Here is a 20045-nt window from a genome sequence, read left to right as displayed (position 1 = left end):
ATGGGCTCCTTCCCCGCGATCCTGCGCTCCGAGTGGACGAAGATCCGTACCGTCCGCTCCACCGTCTGGACCCTGGTCCTGGTCTTCCTGGTGACGGCCGCGCTCGGCGCGCTGCTCTCGCTGCTCACCAAGAACAACTTCGCCGACTTCCGCAAGAACGCGACCACGCCGTTCGACGCCACCGCGACCAGCCTCTCCGGCATCGCGCTCGGCGAGATCGCGATGATCGTCTTCGGCGTGCTGGCCATCGGCAACGAGTACAGCAGCGGGATGATCCGGGTCTCGCTGGCCGCCGTGCCGCAGCGCGGCACCCTGCTGACCGGCAAGGCCCTGGTGATCGGCGTGCTGGCGCTGCTGGTCTCGCTGCTGACCGCCTTCGTGACCTTCTTCCTCGGCCAGGCGCTGCTCGGTGACCACCGCACCACGCTGGGCTCGCCGCACGTGCTGCGCGCGGTCTTCGGGGCCGCGATCTTCCTGACCATGCTCTGCCTCTTCTCGGCCGGCGTGACGGCCATGCTGCACAACCAGACGCTGGCGCTGGGCATCCTGGTGCCGTTCTTCTTCCTGCTCTCGCCGATCCTGTCGGCCGTGCCGAAGGTCAAGAACGTGGCGCACTACTTCCCCGACTACGCCGGGCGGCAGATGCTGACGGTCTTCCCGGAGGCGAACACGCCCTACGGCTGGGTGGGCGGCTTCCTGGTCTGCGGCGCCTGGACGCTGGCGGCGCTGCTGGGCGGCGCGGCGGTGCTGAAGGGCCGGGACGCCTGACGGCCGGTCAGTAGCGGGGCGCCCCGCGGCCGCGCTGGATCGCCGAGCCGCGCCGCTCGCGGGCGCCCCAGCAGGCCCGGTGCCAGTGCCGGCGGTCCTCCACCCCACCGCCGTGGTCGGGCCAGGCCACCACATGGCCCGTCCCGGGCGGGATCTCCTGGTCGCAGCCGGGGCAGCGGTAGTACCGACCCGGGGTGCCGGCCACCGTCTGGACCACCCACTCCTCGCCCTGGTAGCTCTCCGTCCGGCGCAGCGAACCGCCGAGCGGGGCCGGTTGCCCGACGCTCCGATCGGCGGAGCTGCTGGTCCGGTTGCGGCGCGGAGACACGATGTTCACCTCTCGGTGGGGACGCGGTTCACTCTCCAGATTACGGTCGGCGAGCGGAGGGACCGGCAGCGCGTCGCCCCCGGACGCACAGCGACCTTTATCACGGCCCGGTCGGCCACCGGTGGGATTTCGGTGAGATCCACCCGTTCTTCAGTGAAATAGGCCGAGTTGAGTGCCAATGGCACATGACATGGGTTACTCACGTGGAGACAGAGCGGGGCTCGCAACAGCCTGCGCGCACCCGAGGAGGGCATTTCCGTGACCCAGACCAGCGCCACCGCCGGCGTCCACCCCGGCCCTGACGCCGACCACGCGCCACGCACCGACCGGACCGGCCGCGGCCACCGGACACCCCTGGCCGACCGGCCGCTCACGCTGCCCCCGGCACCCGCCGCCGAGCGCGGTGGCAGCCATCCGGCGGCCCAGGACACCATCCGGGTCGGTGCCTTCCTGCTGTCGGCCCAGTTCCCCGGCCAGTGCCACGCCCAGGCCCTGGAGCGGACGGTGGCGGCCACCATGGCCGCGGAACGGGCCGGGCTGGACGCCGTCTGGCTGGCCGAGCACCACTTCGTGCCGTACGGGGTCTGCCCGAACGCCGCCACCCTGGCCGCGCTGCTGCTCGGCCGGACCCGGCGGATCCAGCTCGGCACCGCCGTGAGCGTGCTCTCCACCACGCACCCGGTGGCGCTCGGCGAGCAGGCCGCGCTGCTGCACCTCACCTCGGGCGGCCGCTTCACCGTCGGTGTCGGGCGCGGCGGGCCCTGGATCGACCTGGCGGTCTTCGGCGGCGGGGTGGCCGCCTACGAGGAGGGCTTCGCCGAGCGCCTCGACCTGCTGCTGAACTTCCTGCGCGGCTCCCGGGTGCGCGGCGACGGCCCGCAGTTCAACTTCCCCGAGGTCCCGGTGGTCCCCCGGGCGGTGGAGCCGACCCGGCTGGGCGGGCGTGAACTGGCCGACTGGCTGGGCCTGCAGGCCGAGCCCGCGCTGCGCTTCCCGCGCCAGCGCACCGAACAGTCCACCGCCCCCTCGGCCGGTGACCCGAGCGCCGCCGGGCCGCCCGTGGTGGTCGCCTGCACCTCGCCCGCCAGCGTCGAACTGGCCGCCCGGCGCGGGCTGCCGATGCTGCTCGGGATGCACTCGGGGGACGAGGACAAGCAGTTGATGCTCAGCGCCTACCGGACCGCCTGGCGGGCCTGCGGGCGCGGCGAGGAGCAGTTGGCCCGGGTGGAGCGCGAGCACGTGGCGGCCGGGGTGGCGCAGGTGGCCGACCGCACCCCGGCGGCGCGGGCCACCCTGCTGCGGGCGATGCCCGGCTGGTTCGAGTACGGGCTCGGCGCGCACCGCACGGTGGACGGGCGGGAGCGCAAGATGCGCGATCCGCACGCGTACACCGAGTTGCTCTGCGACCTGCACGCGGTGGGCACCCCGCGGCAGTGTGCGGACCGGCTGCTCAGCACCGCCGAGCGGACCGGGATCCGGCGCTTCGCGCTGCTCGCCGAGGGCTCGGGCGACCACGTGGGCACCCTGGAGAACATCGCCCGGCTCGGTGCCGAGGTGCTGCCCCAGCTGAGCTGAGCGGCCGCTCTGACGGCCGGTCAGCGCGATCGGCCGCCACCGACGAAACGTGGCGGCCGATCGCGCTGACGGCTCAACAGTCGCGCAGTTCCGGCGACTGGTTCAGCAACTGGGCCCGGACCGAGGTGAACCGCCGGTGGCGCTCCTCGGCCTCGTAGCCCGGACCGAAGACCGCCACCCGGTGGCAGTTCTGGAAGGCCAGCTTGACCCCGAAGTGCCGTTGCAGGGCACCGCGGATGGCGTCACTCGCCATCGCCCGCAGCAACTGGCCGCGCGCCTGCTCGCTCGGTGGCGGGACCTGATTGTCCGCGAAGCCGGTGCCGTCGACCCCCATCTGGGCGACGAGCGAGCTGATCAGGTCCCAGGCATAAGGCAGGGACGTACGGACGCAGTCGACGAACTCCCGCTCGTCGACCTCGCCTCGCTCGGCCTTCTCCAGAAGGGCCGGTGAGACGTCGAGCGACATGGGTTCTCCTCTCGCGGTCCACCGCGCGCACCTCGCGCGGGTGGTGGTGCCAAGTGCGGATGGTGCCAGGTGCGATTGGTGCGATTGCTTCGTTCGGTGCGATTGGCAGGACTGGTGCGGATTGTGCTGATCCGGTGCGTTCGATTCCGTGCCGTGCTCAGTCGGTTGACCCCGGTCAGGGGCGCGCCGGTCGGACCCGGCGTGGGGCGGTACCGCAGCGGTCGGCGCCCCTGACAGGGCGGACGCGGCTGTGACCAGGTTGGCAGCCCAGGACCGACAAAACTCGTGAATGTCACAATTGCCGTTGAACTAGGCGCCAACGCGGCCAGAATGGCTGAAACCACTCCGGTGATGGCGTTACCGGCCCATCTCCACACTCCATCCCCGTTTGGCTACGCGGGCGTTCGAAGGCGTCACCCAACGTAGCGGTCTGCGCGCACAGACGCCAGACTTCGGGAGCCACAGACTCCCGGGTTCCCATGGTTCGCCCGCTTCTACTCCCCGGCACGCCTCTCGGATCGACTCGCTTCAATTGGCTCCGCCTGCCCCGATCGTTCGACCGCGCGTCTCGCCGAAGCGCCCTGGAGTGCCGGGAATCCCGTCCGCGGTTGAACACCTGCCGGGAACATTGACGCACCGAGCGTTGTTCTACGGTCACCTCACGTGATCGCGCTCGAGGGCCGCTCGGGAGCGCCTAGGCTTGCCCCCATGCGTCTTGTCATCGCCCGTTGCTCCGTCGACTACGCCGGTCGACTCTCCGCCCACCTGCCCTCCGCGACCCGGCTGATCCTGGTCAAGGCCGACGGAAGCGTGAGCATCCACGCCGACGACCGCGCCTACAAGCCGCTGAACTGGATGTCTCCGCCGTGCAGCCTCAAGGAGGGTGACGGCTCGTGGACGGTGGTGAACAAGGCGGGCGAGAAGCTGATCATCACGCTGGAGGAGGTCCTGCACGACTCCTCCCACGAGCTGGGCGTCGACCCCGGCCTGATCAAGGACGGGGTCGAGGCACACCTGCAGGAGTTGCTGGCCGACCGGATGGAGGTGCTCGGCGCCGGCTGGTCGCTGGTCCGCCGGGAGTACCCGACCGCCATCGGCCCGGTCGACATCCTGTGCCGGGACGCGGCGGGCGCCAGCGTCGCGGTGGAGATCAAGCGCCGCGGCGAGATCGACGGCGTCGAGCAACTGACGCGCTACCTGGAACTGCTCAACCGCGACCCGCTGCTCGCCCCGGTCAAGGGCATCTTCGCCGCGCAGGAGATCAAGCCCCAGGCCCGGGTCCTGGCCACGGACCGGGGGATCGACTGCGTGGTGCTGGACTACGACGCGCTGCGCGGGATCGACGACGACAAGCTGAAGCTGTTCTGATCCTCCGTCAGGTGCCGGCCGGCGGGGGCGACTGCGTCGAACTGGACGCCGTGGTGGTCGGTGACGGCGGCGGCGTCGAGCTGGGCGGCGTGGTGGTCGGTGACGGCGGCGGCGTCGTACTGGGCGCCTTGGTGGTCGGTGACGGCGGCGGCGCGGCCGGGGTGGTCGGCACCGGCGGCGGCGCCCACGGGGTGGTCGGCCCCGGCTGTCCCGGGGCCGGCTGAGCCGAACTGCCGGTCGCCGAGCTGCTCGGGCGCGCCGTCGGCGTCGCCGTGCGCCCCTTCGAGGCGCTGGCGCTCGGGCTGACCGACACCGAGGCGGAGGCGGCGGGCGACGCGGATCCGGACGCGCTGCCGGACGCGGACGCCGTCCCCGGGGCCGACCCGCTGCCGCCGGCCGACGCGGTCGGCACGGCGCCACCCGAGCCCCCCACGTTCAGCATGTTCCCGCTCACACCCGTGCCGCCGCCCGTCGGAGCGGCACCGCCCCCGGAGACGCCGAGCGCCACCGCCGTGCCCACCGCGCTCAGCGCGACGAACCCGCCGACGGCCAGCAGCGCGTTCCGCCGCGACCAGCCGCGCAGCAGTCCGGCCGGCGGCCAGGAGCGCTGGGCCAGCACCCGGATCACCGGGCGACGGATCGCCTGGGTCTCGGCCTCCGGCTCCACCGGCTCCCGCTCGGCCTCCTGAAGCAGCGTCAGCAGCCGACGCGAGGCCGCCAGTTGCCGGCTGTCCCCGGCCGCCCCGCGCAGCCCGCAGGCCGCCTCCAGCGCGCTCCTGGCCGCCGCCTGGGCCGCCGGGTCGCCGTCCGCCAGACAGAGCCGGTACGCCCCCAGCTCGTGCTGGAACCAGGCCTCCTCACGCGAGTGCCCGCTCTGCCGGGCCACCCCGAGCCCGAGCTCCAGCACCTGCCGCCAGGCGCCCCAGCGCAGCGTCAGGGCGAGCGCGGGGGCCGCCGCACGGGCCAGGTGCAGCACCGCGTCGGTGCGACCCGCGGTCCGGTCGGCTTGCAGCGCGCCCAGCACCACCTCCGCCTCGGCGGCGATCTGCGCGGTGCTCACCGAGCCGTGGCCGACCCACCAGGAGAAGTGCTGCGCCGCACCCTGGGTGCTCCGCTCGTCGGGGCCCCAGTGCGCCGCGAGCGCCTTCAGCACGCCCGCGGTGAGCCGGTGGTGGCCGCCGATCGACTCGGCGAGCCCGCACTCCGCCAGCTCGCGCAGCGCGCTCTCGCCGTGGTCGACATCGATCAGCGCGGGCAGGTGCGGCGCGGTCGGGCACTCGCCGCCCAGCGCCACGGCCAGCCGCAGCACGGCCTCGGCCGCCCCGCTGAGGCCCTCGATCAGCAGCAGCGTGGGCGCGGCGGCCTCGGCCACCGTGGGCAGCGGCACCGAGGCGCGCAGCTCGGCCTCGCGCACCGCCGGGTCCTGGTCCGCCGGGGCGCCGTCCGGGGCGCCGCCGAACAGCCGCTGCCGGTCCTCCTCGGCCGCCAGCAGGGTGTCCACCACCAGGTCGCGCCGGCGCAGCAGCGCGGCGGCCTGGACGAAGCGCAGCGGCAGGCCCTGGGACTCGAACCAGAGGTCGACCGCCCAGGCCCGCTCGGCCTCGTCCAGCAGCCGCCCGGCCAGCCGTGCGGTGAGCGCCAGGCAGGCGGGCCTGGTCAGCCCGCCGATCGTGTGGTCCTCCAGCCGTGAGTCGGGCGGCAGCACGCCGGCCGCACCGGCCGCCGGCGCCACCACGAAGGCGCACTCGGGGGCGCGGGCCAGCAGCTCCTCCAGCTCGGGGCCGCGCTGGGCGATCTCGTCGATCACCACGATCGCGCCCACCCCGGCCAGCAGCTCGGGCAGTTGGGCGCGGTCGGGCCGGAAGCCGGGCGCCTGGTAGGCGGCCGCGAAGAGGTCCTGCAGTAGGTCGTCGGCGTCCCGCCGGTGGCCGCAGAGCTGGATCACGCCGTGCGGGGCCAGCTCGCCCGCGCCCGCGACCACCGCGGCCAGCAGCGCGCTGCGCCCGGACCCCGGCTCGCCGAGCAGCCGGATCGAGCGGCCCTCGGCCAGCTTGCCGAGCAGCTGGGCGACCTCGGCCTCGCGGTCCAGCAGCGGCAGGTCGCCGGGGCCCGAGCCGAGGGCCAGCGGACCGACCGCCGGGGTCGGCCCCGGGCCGGCGGCGGCGCGGCCGACCTGGCGCTGCCCGCCGGTCGGCCGGCGACGCGGCGCAGGACGGTACTCGGGCGGGCAGGGCTGGATGTCGGCGCCGTCCGGGCCGCCGACGGTCACCAGGTAGCGCCCGGCGACGAGGTCGCCCGATCGCCCGCGCAGATTCTCCTGCCCGACATCACCGGATGGCTGTGCCACGATGTGCTCCGCCTGTGCTCCGCCGGGCGGCCACCGGCCGCCGGCCGCCTTGAGGGACCGGACCGCCGCAGCGCAGTCAGTGCGCGTTCGACGGCCGACGGACCGTCGCACCGCTCGCGGCGGCATCGCTCCGGCGGGGCCGGCGGCGAATCGAACGGTCCTGTCGAGCGCAGACTCTCGCACATCCGGGCCCCGCCGTGCAGAGCCGACCCCGGTCCGTTACCCGGCCGGGACTCAGTGCAGTGGCGCGATCACCGAGGGCAGCGCCGGCTGGCCCGGCGCGCCGCCCGGCAGGGTGGCCCCGCACGGGTCGGCCACCGCACCCTCCACCGCGAGGATCCGGTGCAGCCGGGTGGCCACCAGCAGCCGCTGCAGCTGCGGCGGCACCTCCCGCAGCACCAGGCGGCGGCCGAGCCGGCCGGCCCGCCGATGGGTGCCCATGATGACGCCCAGCCCGGTGGCGTCCCAGGAGTCCAGCGCCCGTAGGTCGAGCACCAGGTCTCCGGTGCTGCCGTCGTCGACCGCCTGGTGCAGCCGGGCCCGCGCGTCGGCCGCGCCTCGCACGTCCAGCCGGCCTTCCAGGGCCAGGACAGTGTGCCCGCCGAACCCGGGGTACGCCACGATGCGCACGCTGTCCTCCTTCAGGTCTGAGAGCCCCACCATCTGACGCCGGACCAGCGGTCCAGGTTGCTGCTCCCCGGGCCGATCTGAAGCAACTTCACTCGTCCGAGGGAATATACGCAGCCGCACCTGGGGCGCACGCTCGATTACCGCGCAAATCACCCATCTGCGGCACATGCCGTGAGCAAGCTCACCCGCGCCCCCGTACAGGGAGCGGGGTGGGCCGCCCTCAGGCCTTGTGGTTGTAGAAGCCCTGGCCGCTCTTGCGGCCCAGGTCCCCCGCCGTGACCATCCGGGCCATGATCTCGGGAGCGGCGAACTTCTCGTCCTGGGTCTCCTCGTAGATGTTCCGCGCGGCGTGCAGCAGGATGTCCACGCCGGTCAGGTCGGCGGTCTGCAGCGGGCCCATCGGGTGGCCGAAGCCCAGGCGGCAGGCGGTGTCGATGTCCTCGGCGGTGGCCACCCCGGACTCGTAGAGCTTGGCGGCCTCCACCACCAGCGCGGTGATCAGGCGGGTGGTGATGAAGCCGGCCACGTCACGGTTGACCACGACCACCTCCTTGCCCACCCCCTCGGCGAAGGCGCGCGCGGTGGCCAGCGCGGCGTCGCTGGTCTTGTAGCCGCGGACCAGCTCGACCAGGCGCATCAGCGGCACCGGCGAGAAGAAGTGCACGCCGACCACGGACTCCGGGCGCTCGGTGACGGCGGCGATCCGGGTGATCGGGATGGCCGAGGTGTTGCTGCCCAGCACCGCGCCGTCCTTGGCCAGCTTGTCCAGCTCGCGGAAGACGGCCTCCTTGACCTCCAACTGCTCGAAGACGGCCTCGATCACGATGTCCGCCTCGCCGATCGCGGCCAGGTCGGTGGTGGTGGTGATCCGGCCGAGCGCGGCGGTGGCCTCGTCGGCGGTGAGCTTGCCCTTGCTGACGAACTTCTCGTACGAGGCCTCGATGGCGTCCAGGCCGCGCCGCAGCGCCTGCTCGGTGACGTCCCGCAGCACCACCGGGTGACCGGCCTGCGCGGACACCTGCGCGATGCCCGCGCCCATGAGTCCGGCGCCGATCACGGCGATCTGCTGACGCTGCGTGGGTACGTTGCTCATGGCTGCTTCTCCCGAAGTCCCGTCCAGGCGTGCTCCGGGGCAGGGTTCTCCCCCGACCTTCGGCCGGGAGGTACGCCCGATGCCGGGAGCCGCGCCGCTCACCGCTCGGACTGTAGTGCCCCGGGCCGGGCCGTGGGGTGATTGGCGGGTGTGATCTGTGTCAGGCCCCAGGGCGCTCCGGGACGGCGGGCAGCACCACACCCAAGTCCTGGGCCAGGATCGCCGCCTGGACCCGGCTGCGCAGCTCCAGCTTGGCCAGGATCCGGCTCACGTGGGTCTTGGTGGTGGCCTCCGCCATGGCCAGCCGGCGGGCGATCTGCCCGTTGCTCAGCCCCGCGCCGATCCCCGCGAACACCTCGCGCTCGCGCTGGGTCAGGGTGGCCAGCCCGGCCGGATCGCCGCGCTCGGGCCGGGCGAAGGTGCTGATCAGCCGTCGGGTGACGGACGGCGCGAGCATGCCGTCGCCGCGCGCCACCGTGCGGATGCCCTCGATCAGGGTCTCCGCCTCCAGGTCCTTGAGCAGGAAGCCGGCCGCGCCGGCCCGCAGCGCGCCGTGCACGTACTCGTCGAGGTCGAAGGTGGTCAGCACCAGCACCTGGGCGGCGCCGGCGGCGGTGATCCGCCGGGTCGCCGCGACACCGTCCAGCCGGGGCATCTGAACGTCCATCAGCACCACGTCGGGGCGCAGCTCCAGCGCCAGGCTGACGGCCTGTTCGCCGTCGGCCGCCTCGCCGACCACCGAGAAGTCCGGTTCGGCCCGCAGGATCATCACCAGGGCGGCCCGGACCGCCGCCTGATCCTCCGCCACCAGGATCCGGATCGTCATCTGCGCTCCCCCTCGTCCACCGCGGCCGGCCCCACCGGCAGCACCGCGCGTACCCGCCACAACTCGCCCACCGGGCCGGCCTCGAAGCTACCGCCGAGCAGCTGGGCCCGCTCCCCCATGCCGACCAGACCCGCCCTGGCGCCGGGCAGCGTGCGGCCCGCGTCGGGCCGGTACGGGCTGTCCACCGCGATCTCCACCCGCTCCGGGCAACTGGACAGCCGCAGCCGCACGGTGCCGCGCCCGGCGTGCTTGAGCGCGTTGGTGAGCGACTCCTGGACGATCCGGTAGGCGGCCAGGTCGACCGGCGCGGGCAGTTCGCCGTGGTCGCCGTCCAGCGAGGTCTCGAAGTCCAGCCCGGCGGCCGGCCCGGCGGCCCGGGCCTGGGCCAGCAGGCTGTCCAAGGCGTCCAGCCGGGGCGCCCGATGGTCGGCGGGGAGCTCCTGGTCGGCCCGCAACAGGCCGATCATGCGACGCATCTCGGCCAACCCCTGCACGCTGTTCTCCCGGATCACCGCGAGCGCGGCCACCAGCGGATCCTCCTGCGGACGCTGCTGGCGGCGGGCCAGCGACTGCGCGCCGGTGGCGTGGATGGCGATCGCCGAGAGGTGGTTGGCCACCACGTCGTGCAGCTCGCGGGCCATCCGGGCCCGCTCGGCGGCCACCGCGCCGCGCCGGTCCAGCTCGGCCAGCAGCGTGGTCTGCTCGGCCCGCAGCCGCTCGGTCTCGGCCTGGTCGCGGTGTCTGCGGACCAGCACGGCGGTCCAGACCGGGGCGAGGAAGATCAGCGCCGCCCAGACCACCGCCCCCAGCGCGTTGCCGATCGTGGTGTGGCTCGCGATGACACCGGCGATCGCCAGGGTCATGCCCGCCCCGGTCAGCTGCAGGACCAGCGGCGTGCGGCGCGGGCCGTAGAGGGTGCCGGCGTAGAGCAGGTCGGTGTACATGATCACGGTGGCCGTCAGGATCCCGCCGAACGTCCCGGCCAGGAAGATCAGGCCGCCGAGCGTGACCGTCAGGATCGGCCGGCGGCGCCGGAACAGTTCCAGCACCGCCATCGCCAGCAGGGAGGCCAGCCGCAGCCAGGGCGAGACGTGCTCGCCCTCGTTGTACGCGTGGCCGGCGAGCATCAGCAGCCCGCCGCAGAGGCCGGACGCGGCGATCGCCAGGTCGACCTGGCGCGGCGTGAGGTGGAGCGGGGTGAGGCGGAGCGGTAGCACGGCCCCATCCCACCACTTCGCCGCGTCCGTTGGCTGTACATCGAAGGTTGCAGCCTGCGCTCCACCCTTGCGACGAGGGACCGACTAGCGGTTCTCCCCCGGCACCCAGAGCACGTCCCCGCGCTCCTTGTTGGCCGTCCTGGCCAGGATGAAGAGCAGATCGGAGAGCCGGTTGAGGTACTTGGCGGTCAGCGGGTTGACGCTCTCCCCGTGCTCCTCGATCGCCGCCCAGGTGGCCCGCTCCGCCCGCCGCACCACGGTGCAGGCCAGGTGCAGGTAGGCCGCCCCGGGGGTGCCGCCCGGCAGGATGAAGCTGCGCAGCTTCTCCAACTCGGCGTTGTAGCGGTCGCAGTCGGCTTCCAGCCGGTCGATGTAGCCCTGCTCGACCCGCAGCGGCGGGTACTTGGGGTCCGCCACCACCGGGGTGGACAGGTCGGCCCCGACGTCGAAGAGGTCGTTCTGGATCCGGGTCAGCACCGCGACCAGGTCCTCGGCCAGCGCCCCGGCGGCGATCGCCACCCCGAGCGCGGCGTTGGCCTCGTTGGCGTCCGCGTAGGCGAGCAGTCGCGGATCGGTCTTGGTCGTGCGGCTCATGTCACCGAGCGCGGTGGTGCCGTCATCGCCGGTGCGGGTGTAGATGCGCGTGAGGTTGACCATGGGACGAAGCCTACTCAGGCCTCTCCGGCCGACTACGCGACGTTGACCCGCTGCCCGGGCGGGGCCGCCTCCAGCCAGGCGAGGAAGCCGGTGAGCGCGTCGTCGCTCATCGCCAGCTCCAGCGGGACGCCGTTGTGCAGGCAGCGCAGCACGACGGAGTTGGAGAGCAGGGCGAGTTCCTCCTGGCCCTCGGGGTAGCGGCGGCCGAGCACCTCGATCTCGCGGCGGGGCAGCACCTTGCGGGGGCGGGGGGCGTAGGAGAAGACCCGGAACCACTCGATGTGGTCGCCGCTGTAGCGCCCGATACCGAAAACCCACCCCTTGCCGTCGGTCGCGGGGACCGGGGCTGAGGTGGGCTGTCCGTTCTCGTCGAGATCGGGGAGGGTCGAGGCGTCGGCCGGCATTTTCAGGCGGTAACTGCAGTCGAAGGTGCCGCCGACCCGCTGGATGAGGCGGCGGCGTACCGCGAACGCCACCAGGCCGACCACCCCCAGGGCCACGACCGCCGCGCACACCACAAGGGCGAGGACCATGCTCACCGACCTCCTCGCTACCCGCATCCCCGTTTTGCCGGTCGTATCAACGAAACAACGGCACTGTCCCTACCAACCGATACGACAGTCCCGGGGTCACGCTCACGCGTCCCCGGGACCGTCGGTCAAACCATTGTGCGAACCGCTGTGCGAAACCTCAGGCGGCCTTGCGGCCGGCCGCGACGAGGCGAACCTCGGCGCGCCGCTCGGCGTGCGCGTCGCTCTCGCTCTTGGCGAGCTCCAGCGCACGCTCCGCGCGGTTCACATCGATCTCGTCGGCCAGCTCGGCGATCTCCGCGAGCAGAGACAGCTTGTTGTCGGCGAACGAGATGAAGCCACCGTGCACGGCGGCGATGACGGTGCCGCCATCGGTCGTGCGGATGGTGACCGGGCCGGACTCCAGCACGCTCAGCACCGGGGTGTGACCCGGCATGATGCCGGTGTCACCGGAAGCCGTGCGGGCGACAACGATGGTGGCCGCACCGGACCACACCTTGCGGTCGGCTGCGACCAGCTCGACGTGCAGCTCAGCCAACGTGGGCTCCTAGGCTCTTGCAACGCCCGATTTCTCGGGAGTTTCGGTAAGAATAACGGGCTCGCACCCCTGGCATGAAACGAGGAGCGCGGAGATGACCGGAATCACAGCCCTCGTGCCATGAGGGGTGGTCCCCAGGATGCGGGAACCACCCCTCATGGTCACTCACGGCTGAGCGGCCGGTTACTTCTTGGCCAGCTCGGCGATGTTCTTCTCGAGGTCCTCGATGCCACCGCACATGAAGAAGGCCTGCTCCGGAGCGGAGTCGTACTTGCCGTCCGCGATGCGGTTGAAGGCCTCGATGGTCTCCGACAGCGGCACGGTCGAACCCTCGACACCGGTGAACTGCTTCGCCACGTAGGTGTTCTGCGAGAGGAAGCGCTCGATCCGGCGGGCCCGCTGCACCGTGATCTTGTCCTCTTCGGACAGCTCGTCGATGCCGAGGATCGCGATGATGTCCTGCAGGTCCTTGTACTTCTGCAGGATGCCCTTGATGCGCATCGCCGTGTCGTAGTGGTCCTGCGCGATGTAGCGCGGGTCCAGGATGCGGGACGTGGAGTCCAGCGGGTCGACGGCCGGGTAGATGCCCTTCTCCGAGATCGGGCGCGACAGCACGGTGGTCGCGTCCAGGTGGGCGAAGGTGGTGGCCGGGGCCGGGTCGGTCAGGTCGTCCGCGGGGACGTAGATCGCCTGCATCGAGGTGATCGAGTGACCGCGGGTCGAGGTGATGCGCTCCTGCAGGAGGCCCATCTCGTCGGCCAGGTTCGGCTGGTAACCCACCGCGGAGGGCATCCGGCCGAGCAGGGTCGACACCTCGGAACCGGCCTGGGTGAACCGGAAGATGTTGTCGATGAAGAGCAGCACGTCCTGGCTCATCACATCGCGGAAGTACTCCGCCATGGTCAGCGCGGACAGGGCGACCCGCAGGCGGGTGCCCGGCGGCTCGTCCATCTGGCCGAAGACCAGCGCGGTCTTGTCCAGAACGTTGGAGTCGATCATCTCCTGGATCAGGTCGTTGCCCTCACGGGTACGCTCCCCGACGCCGGCGAAGACCGAGACGCCACCGAAGTTGGCGGCGACGCGGTAGATCATCTCCTGGATCAGCACGGTCTTGCCGACACCGGCACCACCGAACAGGCCGATCTTGCCACCACGCACGTACGGGGTGAGCAGGTCGATGACCTTGATGCCGGTCTCGAACATCTCGGTCTTCGACTCGAGGTCCGCGAAGTTCGGCGCCTTGCGGTGGATCGGCCAGCGCGTGGTGACCTGGGCGTTGAACTCCGCCGGGTCCGCGTTGAGCACGTCACCGAGGGCGTTGAAGACCTTGCCCTTGGTGATCTCGCCGACCGGGACGGAGATCGGGGAGCCGGTGTCGGAGACCGCGGCACCGCGGACCAGGCCGTCGGTCGGCTGCATCGAGATGGCCTTGACCAGGCCGTCGCCCAGGTGCTGGGCGACCTCGAGGGTCAGCGTCTTCTTGCCCGAGCCGTCGGGGTTGTCCACCTCGACGTGCAGGGCGTTGAACATGTCCGGAATGGCGTCGACGGGGAACTCCACGTCGACGACCGGGCCGATGACCCGGGCGACGCGGCCCGTGGCCAGTCCGGCGCCCGTCGGCTCAACAGTGGTGGTCATACTCATTCGCTCCCCGCGCTAGCGTCGGCCAGCGCGTTGGCGCCACCGACGATCTCGCTGATTTCCTGGGTGATCTCGGCCTGACGGGCCGAGTTGGCAAGCCGCGTCAGCGACTTGATGAGCTCGCCGGCATTGTCGGTCGCGCTCTTCATGGCACGCCGGCGGGCGGCGTGCTCGGAAGCGGCCGACTGCAGCAGCGCGTTGTAGATCCGGCTCTCCACGTACCGCGGCAGCAGGGCGTCCAGGACGCCCTCCGCCGACGGCTCGAAGTCGTAGAGCGGGAAGATCTCCGTCTTGGCCGGCTTGTCGTCGCTGAGCTGGACCTCGTCCAGCTTCAGCGGCAGCAGCCGGGCGTCGACGGCGGTCTGCGTCAGCATCGACAGGAACTTCGTCGAGACCAGGTGCAGCTCGTCCACCCCGCCGGTCTCGGCCGTGAAGGCCTCGATCAGCGTGGCGGCCACCGTCTTGGCGTCGCCGTAGGTCGGCTTGTCCGAGAAGCCCGTCCACGACTGCGCGACCGGCAGGTTGCGGAAGCCGTAGTACTGGACACCCTTGCGACCCGCGATGTAGGTGACCACCTCCTTGCCCTCAGCCTTCAGCCGGGCGGTCAGCGCGACCGCCTGCTTGATGGCGTTGGTGGAGTAGCCGCCGGCCAGACCGCGGTCGGCCGTCAGCAGCAGGACCGCGGCCCGGCTCGCGTTCGGCTTCTCGTGGGTGAGCGGGTGCTTGGCGTTGGACCGGGTGGCCACCGCCGTCACCGCCCGGGTCAGCTCATCGGCGTACGGAGTGGAGGCGGCCACCGCGCGCTGCGCCTTGACGATGCGCGACGCGGAGATCATCTCCATCGCCTTGGTGATCTTCTTCGTCGCGGTGACAGAGCGGATCCGGCGCTTGTAGACCCGAAGCTGTGCTCCCATGGGTCGTTACGTCCTTTCCCTCGCTACCGGACTCAGGCCTGCTCGGAGAGCAGCTTGCCATCAGCCGTCGTGAAGCCCAGCTTGAAGGCCGTGATCGCCTCGGTCAGCGCGTCGACCGTGCCGTCCTCCAGCTTCGAGGTCTCCACGATGCCGCTGAGGACCGGCTTGTGCTCGATCCGCAGGAAGTCGAGGAACTCGCGCTCGAAGCGGCGGATGTCGGCGACCGGGACGTCGTCCAGCTTGCCGGTGGTGCCGGCCCAGATGGAGACGACCTGCTCCTCGACCGGGAACGGCTGGTACTGACCCTGCTTCAGCAGCTCGACCATGCGGGCGCCGCGCTCCAGCTGGGACTTGGAGGCCGCGTCCAGGTCGGAACCGAAGGCGGCGAACGCCTCCAGCTCGCGGTACTGGGCGAGGTCCAGGCGCAGCCGGCCGGCCACCGACTTCATGGCCTTGATCTGGGCGGAGCCACCGACGCGGGAGACCGAGATGCCGACGTTCACGGCCGGGCGGATGCCGGCGTTGAACAGGTCGGACTCCAGGAAGCACTGGCCGTCGGTGATCGAGATGACGTTGGTCGGGATGTACGCCGAGACGTCGTTGGCCTTGGTCTCGATGATCGGCAGGCCGGTCATCGAGCCGGCACCCAGCTCGTCGGAGAGCTTGGCGCAGCGCTCCAGCAGGCGGGAGTGCAGGTAGAAGACGTCACCCGGGTAGGCCTCGCGGCCCGGCGGACGGCGCAGCAGCAGGGAGACGGAGCGGTAGGCCTCGGCCTGCTTCGACAGGTCGTCGAAGATGATCAGGACGTGCTTGCCGTCGTACATCCACTCCTGGCCGATGGCCGAACCGGTGTACGGGGCCAGGTACTTGAAGCCGGCCGGGTCGGAGGCGGGAGCGGCCACGATGGTGGTGTACTCCAGCGCGCCGGCCTCCTCCAGGGCGCCGCGGACGGCGGCGATGGTGGAGCCCTTCTGGCCGACGGCGACGTAGATGCAGCGGACCTGCTTCTTCGGGTCGCCGGAGCGCCAGTTGTCCTTCTGGTTGATGATCGTGTCGATCGCCACCGCGGTCTTGCCGGTCTGGCGGTCGCCGATGATCAGCTGGCGCTGGCCGCGGCCGATCGGGGTCATCGCGTCGATCGCCTTGATGCCGGTCTGCATCGGCTCGTGCACCGACTTGCGGACCATGACACCGGGGGCCTGCAGCTCCAGGGCGCGGCGGCCGGTGGCGGTGATCTCGCCCAGGCCGTCGATCGGGGCGCCCAGCGGGTCCACGACACGGCCGAGGTAGCCGTCGCCGACCGGCACCGAGAGGATCTCGCCGGTGCGGTGCACCGTCTGACCCTCCTCGATCCCGCTGAACTCACCGAGGATGACGACACCGATCTCGCGGGTGTCGAGGTTCAGCGCGAGGCCGAGGGTGCCGTCCTCGAACTTCAGCAGCTCGTTGGCCATGACCGAGGGCAGACCCTCGACATGGGCGATACCGTCCGCCGCGCCAGTGACCGTGCCGACCTCTTCACGCGAGGCGGCGTCCGGCTGGTACGACTGGACGAAGTCGGCCAGTGCGGACCGGATCTCCTCCGGCCGGATCGTAAGCTCCGCCATCAGGCTTCCCTGCTCTCCTAGGTTGCGATCCTCGGCCCGCCCAAGGAGGGCCGCAAGTATTCGATCCTCGGCCGGTGCTGTTGGACCGGCCGTTCGTATGTGCCGGCTGTCCCGTGGGATGGGACCGGCGCCCGACCGAGGGTCGGATGTGCTGTGCGGGTGGCTCAGCCTTCGAGGGCCTGGCGAGCGCCTTCGAGGCGGCTCGACACGGTGCCGTCGATGATCTCGTCACCGATCTGCACCCGGACACCGCCGACGACCTCGGGGTCGACGTCGATGTTCAGGAGCACCGCCCGGCCGTACAGCTTGGCCAGCGCGCCGGCGAGGCGCTGCTTCTGGCCGTCGCTCAACGGGACCGCGGTGGTGACCAGGGCCACCACGCGGTCACGGCGGTCGGCGGCGAGCTTGGAGTAGGACTCCAGGCCCTGCTCCAGGCTACGACCACGCGGGTGGGTGACCAGAGAAGTGACCAGACGGACGGTGCCCGGCAGGGCCCGGTCGCCGAGCAGCTTCTTGACCAGCCCCGCCTTGGCGGCGGCGGTGGCCTTCGGCTCGGTCAGCGCGGCGCGCAGCTCGTGCGAGCCGGCCACGATCCGGCCGAACCGGAAGAGCTCGTCCTCCAGGTCGTCCAGCTTGCCCGCCTGCTCCGCGGCGATGACCTCGGCGTAGGCGGCCAGCTGCTCGACCGAGTCGACCAGGTCGCGCGAACCGGACCAGCGGGACCGGGCCAGGCCGGCGACCAGGTCGACGGTCTCGCCCGACACCTGGCCACCGAGCAGCGAGGTGACCAGCCCGGCCTTGTCCTGACCGGACCGCGAGGGGTCGGTCAGGACCCGGCGCAGCGAGACCTCGCGGTCCAGCAGCACCGTGACGGAGCCGAGCTCCTCGGCGAGCTTGGCCGCGTCCACCGAGGTGTTGTCGGTCAGGCTGTCGAGGTTCTCGCGACCCGCGGCGAGTGCTTCGCGGCTGGCGCCGATCACTTGGCGACCGCCGCGCTCGCGTCGGCCTTGGCCTCCAGGTCACCGAGGAAGCGGTCGATCACGCCGCTCTGCCGGGCGTGGTCCTCCAGGGACTCACCCACGATGCGGGAGGCCAGCTGCGAAGCGAGCGACCCCACGTCCTGGCGCAGGGCGGCAGTCGCCTGCTTCTTGTCGGCCTCGATCTGCGCGTGGCCGGCCGCGACGATGGCCTCGCGCTGGCGCTGGCCCTCCTCGCGCATCTCGCCGATCAGGGCAGCGCCCTGCTCGCGAGCGTGCTCGGTGATCCGAGCGGCCTCGTGACGCGCCTCGGCGAGCTCGGCGCGGTACTGCTCAAGCAGGGCCTGAGCCTCGGCCTGTGCGGCCTCGGCGCGCTCCATGCCGCCCTCGATCTGGTCCCGGCGCTCCGCCAGCACCTTCTCGATGCTGGGGAGGAGCTTCTTGCCGAGCAGACCGAAGACCACGAAGAAGCAGATCAGGCCGATGATGAGCTCAGGCGTCTTGGGGATGAGGGGGTTGAAATCCTCAGCCGCCAACATCGTGAGCGACATATCTGGACCTTCCGTCCGGTGGGGTAACGGCAGGATTACTTGGTGCCGTAGACGAACGGCATGACGATGCCGATCAGGGCGAGCGCCTCGGTCAGCGCGAACCCGATGAACATGTTCGAGCGGATCAGGTTGGCAGCCTCGGGCTGGCGGGCCATGGCCTGCACACCGTTGCCGAAGATCAGACCGACACCGATGCCGGGGCCGATCGCGGCGAGACCGTAGCCGACCGACGCGATGGAGCCGTTGACCGAAGCGAGGTGCTCGACGAGTGCCATCTCTTGTGTCCTTTGCAGGGTGGTGAGCCGGTGGTGGTTGGCCACCGGACGATTCAGAGGGGAGGTGTGGCCGAGGGCCGCAACCGGCTCAGTGCGCTTCTTCCAGCGCACCGGCGATGTAGCTGCTGGCCAGCGTCACGAAGATGTAGGCCTGCAGGAACTGGACCAGCAACTCGAACGCGGTCAGGCCCAGGGTCACCACGAACGAGGTGGTCCCGTACAGCGCGCCCAGGCTCGGGCTCAGCAGGTACCAGGTCGCGACGGAGAAGACCACGATCAGCAGGTGGCCGGCGAACATGTTGGCGAACGCACGGACTGCGAGCGTGAACGGCCGCACGAAGATGTTCGAGAAGAACTCGATCGGGACCAGGATGAACATGACCCAGCCCGGGACGCCCGACGGCCAGCAGAGGTTCTTCAGGCCGCCGACGAAGCCGTGCTTCTTGAAGGTCAGGCTCATGTAGGTGAGCCAGCAGACCAGGGCAAGACCGGCCGGCCAGGCGATCACCGCGGTGACCGGGAACTGGGCGAACGGGATCACGGACATGATGTTCATGATCCACACGAAGAAGAAGATCGAGACCATCATCGGGACGTACTTCTCGCCCTTTTTACCGATGTTCTCGAACACGATCGCGCGCTTGACGAAGTCGTAGCCGATCTCACCGACCAGCTGGAGCTTGCCCGGCAGCACCTTGGGCTTGGCGAACGCGGCCCAGAAGAAGCCGATCACCAGCAGGGCGCAGATCATCGACAGCAGCATCGGCTTGTTGAAGCCGAAGCCCGCGACCGTGAAGATCGGGTGGAACTGGAACTCGTTCAGGCCGGGGGCCGGGAAGCCGCAGCCGGAGAACAGGTGGCAGCCCCCAGAGGCAAGCGGCTGCGTGAGCTGGTCAGCACTCACCACGGACTCCTTCGTCGTGACGCATGGTTACGGCAACCTCGGTGTGTCGGCGCGGCCTGCGGCCACGGAGCGGCACTGGAACTTGATGGGTTTCTCGGGGACCCGGCGCGCCGGCACAAGATGTCGGCGCGGGATCTTTCAAGACTGCACGAGTCCGGGGGGCGATCCGTCCGGTCGGTGTGCACGCACCGCTCGGCGGGACCTGGCCGCTTCCCGTACTCCGTTGTTGCGACGGACGATAGCAGCCTGTCAGGACCGCATAAACACCGCCCCCCTCGCGAGGGGGACAGCAACCACTGATCACTGTTGACGCTCCGACTTCGACGGATCGTCAGACTTCCGCTGGGCGGAATCGTTCTCGACGTAGAAGATCTTGGCCTTGAGCGAGGCGCGCACCGAACCGGCGGTCCAGATCAGCGCGCAGCCGAGCAGCGTGAAGCCGAAGACCTTGGTGTCGAAGAGTGTCGTGTCCTTGAACACCGCGAGAACGATGCCCACCGCGATGATCTGGGTCATGTACACCAGGAGCGCGGCGGCCATCATCATCTGCGGGTTGTTCCTGGTCAGCCGGTCCAACGCCCACTGACCGAAGCTGAAGAACCCCATCACCAACAGGGTCGCGACCAGGGCGCCGATCAGCCCCTTGCTCCCCACCACAGCGGCGGAGATCGCGACAGCGAGCACACCGGCGACCGCAGTGGGGATTGCGGCGCCGCGGATGATCCGGGCGTCGTGGGACGGCATGTCGGCAACTCCGGCGGCATGTCGAGGACGGGGGACTGCTCAGCAGAAAGACGAGAACAAGGATGGCGCACCGGTGCGGGGACACCGGA

21 protein-coding genes are annotated in these 20045 nt (G+C 71.1%); 3 read left to right on the top strand and 18 right to left on the bottom strand.

Annotation, left to right across the window (positions count from 1 at the left end; translation table 11 throughout):
- Window positions 1–768 carry an ABC transporter permease subunit gene (locus ABH937_RS15175; protein ID WP_280687993.1) on the top strand — a complete coding sequence of 256 codons (768 nt, stop codon included), beginning with the start codon at window positions 1–3 and terminating at the stop codon, window positions 766–768.
- A gap of 7 nt (window positions 769–775) precedes the next feature.
- Here the strand turns inward: ABH937_RS15175 and ABH937_RS15170 are convergent, their stop codons facing one another.
- Entirely contained in the window at window positions 776–1096 is a 321-nt protein-coding gene (locus ABH937_RS15170) for an ATP/GTP-binding protein (RefSeq protein ID WP_280687404.1), read from the bottom strand.
- Between the two features lie 432 nt (window positions 1097–1528).
- Between ABH937_RS15170 and ABH937_RS15165 the strand changes: the two genes are divergently transcribed.
- Window positions 1529–2671: an LLM class flavin-dependent oxidoreductase gene (locus tag ABH937_RS15165; RefSeq protein ID WP_370218453.1), complete on the top strand. Its 1143-nt coding sequence runs from the start codon at window positions 1529–1531 to the stop codon at window positions 2669–2671.
- A 73-nt stretch (window positions 2672–2744) separates the two neighbouring features.
- Here the strand turns inward: ABH937_RS15165 and ABH937_RS15160 are convergent, their stop codons facing one another.
- Complete coding sequence (locus ABH937_RS15160) at window positions 2745–3137, bottom strand: SCO5389 family protein (protein ID WP_280687405.1); 393 nt, start codon at window positions 3135–3137, stop codon at window positions 2745–2747.
- A 708-nt stretch (window positions 3138–3845) separates the two neighbouring features.
- On the opposite strand from ABH937_RS15160, the gene nucS reads away from it, so the two are divergent.
- On the top strand, window positions 3846–4505 hold the full coding sequence (gene nucS / locus ABH937_RS15155) for an endonuclease NucS (protein WP_280687406.1): 660 nt from the start codon (window positions 3846–3848) through the stop codon (window positions 4503–4505).
- 7 nt (window positions 4506–4512) lie between these two features.
- On the opposite strand, the gene ABH937_RS15150 is transcribed toward nucS, so the two are convergent.
- From ABH937_RS15150 to ABH937_RS15075, 16 genes are all read right to left on the bottom strand, one after another.
- Entirely contained in the window at window positions 4513–6852 is a 2340-nt protein-coding gene (locus ABH937_RS15150) for an ATP-binding protein (protein WP_370218434.1), read from the bottom strand.
- A gap of 234 nt (window positions 6853–7086) precedes the next feature.
- Entirely contained in the window at window positions 7087–7473 is a 387-nt protein-coding gene (locus ABH937_RS15145) for an STAS domain-containing protein (protein ID WP_280687997.1), read from the bottom strand.
- Window positions 7474–7702: 229 nt separating this feature from the next.
- A complete protein-coding gene (locus ABH937_RS15140) occupies window positions 7703–8575 on the bottom strand; it encodes a 3-hydroxyacyl-CoA dehydrogenase family protein (protein WP_280687408.1) in 873 nt (290 codons plus the stop codon).
- A 160-nt stretch (window positions 8576–8735) separates the two neighbouring features.
- Entirely contained in the window at window positions 8736–9401 is a 666-nt protein-coding gene (locus ABH937_RS15135) for a response regulator (protein ID WP_370218432.1), read from the bottom strand.
- Window positions 9398–10618, bottom strand: a complete 1221-nt coding sequence (locus tag ABH937_RS15130; RefSeq protein ID WP_370218430.1) for a sensor histidine kinase — start codon at window positions 10616–10618, stop codon at window positions 9398–9400. The genes ABH937_RS15135 and ABH937_RS15130 overlap by 4 nt, the downstream gene beginning before the upstream one ends.
- 84 nt (window positions 10619–10702) lie before the next feature.
- Entirely contained in the window at window positions 10703–11275 is a 573-nt protein-coding gene (locus tag ABH937_RS15125) for a cob(I)yrinic acid a,c-diamide adenosyltransferase (RefSeq protein WP_280687411.1), read from the bottom strand.
- Window positions 11276–11307: 32 nt separating this feature from the next.
- Window positions 11308–11808 carry a DUF2550 domain-containing protein gene (locus ABH937_RS15120; protein ID WP_280687412.1) on the bottom strand — a complete coding sequence of 167 codons (501 nt, stop codon included), beginning with the start codon at window positions 11806–11808 and terminating at the stop codon, window positions 11308–11310.
- A 157-nt stretch (window positions 11809–11965) separates the two neighbouring features.
- Window positions 11966–12343 (bottom strand): F0F1 ATP synthase subunit epsilon, encoded by a 378-nt coding sequence (locus ABH937_RS15115; RefSeq protein ID WP_280687413.1) that lies wholly within the window; start codon window positions 12341–12343, stop codon window positions 11966–11968.
- A 183-nt stretch (window positions 12344–12526) separates the two neighbouring features.
- Window positions 12527–13981: a F0F1 ATP synthase subunit beta gene (gene atpD, locus ABH937_RS15110; RefSeq protein ID WP_280687414.1), complete on the bottom strand. Its 1455-nt coding sequence runs from the start codon at window positions 13979–13981 to the stop codon at window positions 12527–12529.
- A 2-nt stretch (window positions 13982–13983) separates the two neighbouring features.
- Window positions 13984–14898 carry a F0F1 ATP synthase subunit gamma gene (locus tag ABH937_RS15105; RefSeq protein WP_280687415.1) on the bottom strand — a complete coding sequence of 305 codons (915 nt, stop codon included), beginning with the start codon at window positions 14896–14898 and terminating at the stop codon, window positions 13984–13986.
- Between the two features lie 32 nt (window positions 14899–14930).
- A complete protein-coding gene (atpA, locus tag ABH937_RS15100; RefSeq protein ID WP_280687416.1) occupies window positions 14931–16505 on the bottom strand; it encodes a F0F1 ATP synthase subunit alpha in 1575 nt (524 codons plus the stop codon).
- A 164-nt stretch (window positions 16506–16669) separates the two neighbouring features.
- Complete coding sequence (locus ABH937_RS15095) at window positions 16670–17485, bottom strand: F0F1 ATP synthase subunit delta (protein WP_280687417.1); 816 nt, start codon at window positions 17483–17485, stop codon at window positions 16670–16672.
- Window positions 17482–18033, bottom strand: a complete 552-nt coding sequence (locus ABH937_RS15090; protein ID WP_280687418.1) for a F0F1 ATP synthase subunit B — start codon at window positions 18031–18033, stop codon at window positions 17482–17484. Before ABH937_RS15090 ends, ABH937_RS15095 begins: the two co-directional genes overlap by 4 nt.
- Window positions 18034–18068: 35 nt before the next feature.
- Window positions 18069–18308 (bottom strand): ATP synthase F0 subunit C, encoded by a 240-nt coding sequence (gene atpE / locus ABH937_RS15085; protein ID WP_280687419.1) that lies wholly within the window; start codon window positions 18306–18308, stop codon window positions 18069–18071.
- 88 nt (window positions 18309–18396) lie between these two features.
- Window positions 18397–19212, bottom strand: coding sequence for a F0F1 ATP synthase subunit A (gene atpB / locus ABH937_RS15080; RefSeq protein WP_280687420.1), 816 nt, complete (start codon window positions 19210–19212; stop codon window positions 18397–18399).
- 300 nt (window positions 19213–19512) lie between these two features.
- Window positions 19513–19956, bottom strand: a complete 444-nt coding sequence (locus tag ABH937_RS15075; protein ID WP_280687421.1) for a hypothetical protein — start codon at window positions 19954–19956, stop codon at window positions 19513–19515.
- Window positions 19957–20045 lie beyond the last annotated feature (89 nt).

The organism is Kitasatospora sp. GAS1066B, from assembly GCF_041262605.1.
Taxonomy (GTDB): Bacteria; Actinomycetota; Actinomycetes; order Streptomycetales; family Streptomycetaceae; genus Kitasatospora.
The sequence above is the reverse complement of the archived record's forward strand: the minus strand, read 5'-3'. Positions and strand labels throughout refer to the sequence as shown.

What these genes read in the sequence shown, in the direction of transcription:
- ABH937_RS15175 (WP_280687993.1), top strand. Translation starts at nt 1, where the DNA reads ATGGGCTCCTTCCCCGCGATCCTGCGCTCCGAGTGGACGAAGATCCGT.
- ABH937_RS15160 (WP_280687405.1), bottom strand. Translation starts at nt 3,137, where the DNA reads ATGTCGCTCGACGTCTCACCGGCCCTTCTGGAGAAGGCCGAGCGAGGC.
- nucS (WP_280687406.1), top strand. Translation starts at nt 3,846, where the DNA reads ATGCGTCTTGTCATCGCCCGTTGCTCCGTCGACTACGCCGGTCGACTC.
- ABH937_RS15140 (WP_280687408.1), bottom strand. Translation starts at nt 8,575, where the DNA reads ATGAGCAACGTACCCACGCAGCGTCAGCAGATCGCCGTGATCGGCGCC.
- ABH937_RS15135 (WP_370218432.1), bottom strand. Translation starts at nt 9,401, where the DNA reads ATGACGATCCGGATCCTGGTGGCGGAGGATCAGGCGGCGGTCCGGGCC.
- ABH937_RS15125 (WP_280687411.1), bottom strand. Translation starts at nt 11,275, where the DNA reads ATGGTCAACCTCACGCGCATCTACACCCGCACCGGCGATGACGGCACC.
- ABH937_RS15120 (WP_280687412.1), bottom strand. Translation starts at nt 11,808, where the DNA reads ATGGTCCTCGCCCTTGTGGTGTGCGCGGCGGTCGTGGCCCTGGGGGTG.
- atpD (WP_280687414.1), bottom strand. Translation starts at nt 13,981, where the DNA reads ATGACCACCACTGTTGAGCCGACGGGCGCCGGACTGGCCACGGGCCGC.
- ABH937_RS15105 (WP_280687415.1), bottom strand. Translation starts at nt 14,898, where the DNA reads ATGGGAGCACAGCTTCGGGTCTACAAGCGCCGGATCCGCTCTGTCACC.
- atpA (WP_280687416.1), bottom strand. Translation starts at nt 16,505, where the DNA reads ATGGCGGAGCTTACGATCCGGCCGGAGGAGATCCGGTCCGCACTGGCC.
- ABH937_RS15090 (WP_280687418.1), bottom strand. Translation starts at nt 18,033, where the DNA reads ATGTCGCTCACGATGTTGGCGGCTGAGGATTTCAACCCCCTCATCCCC.
- atpE (WP_280687419.1), bottom strand. Translation starts at nt 18,308, where the DNA reads ATGGCACTCGTCGAGCACCTCGCTTCGGTCAACGGCTCCATCGCGTCG.
- ABH937_RS15075 (WP_280687421.1), bottom strand. Translation starts at nt 19,956, where the DNA reads ATGCCGTCCCACGACGCCCGGATCATCCGCGGCGCCGCAATCCCCACT.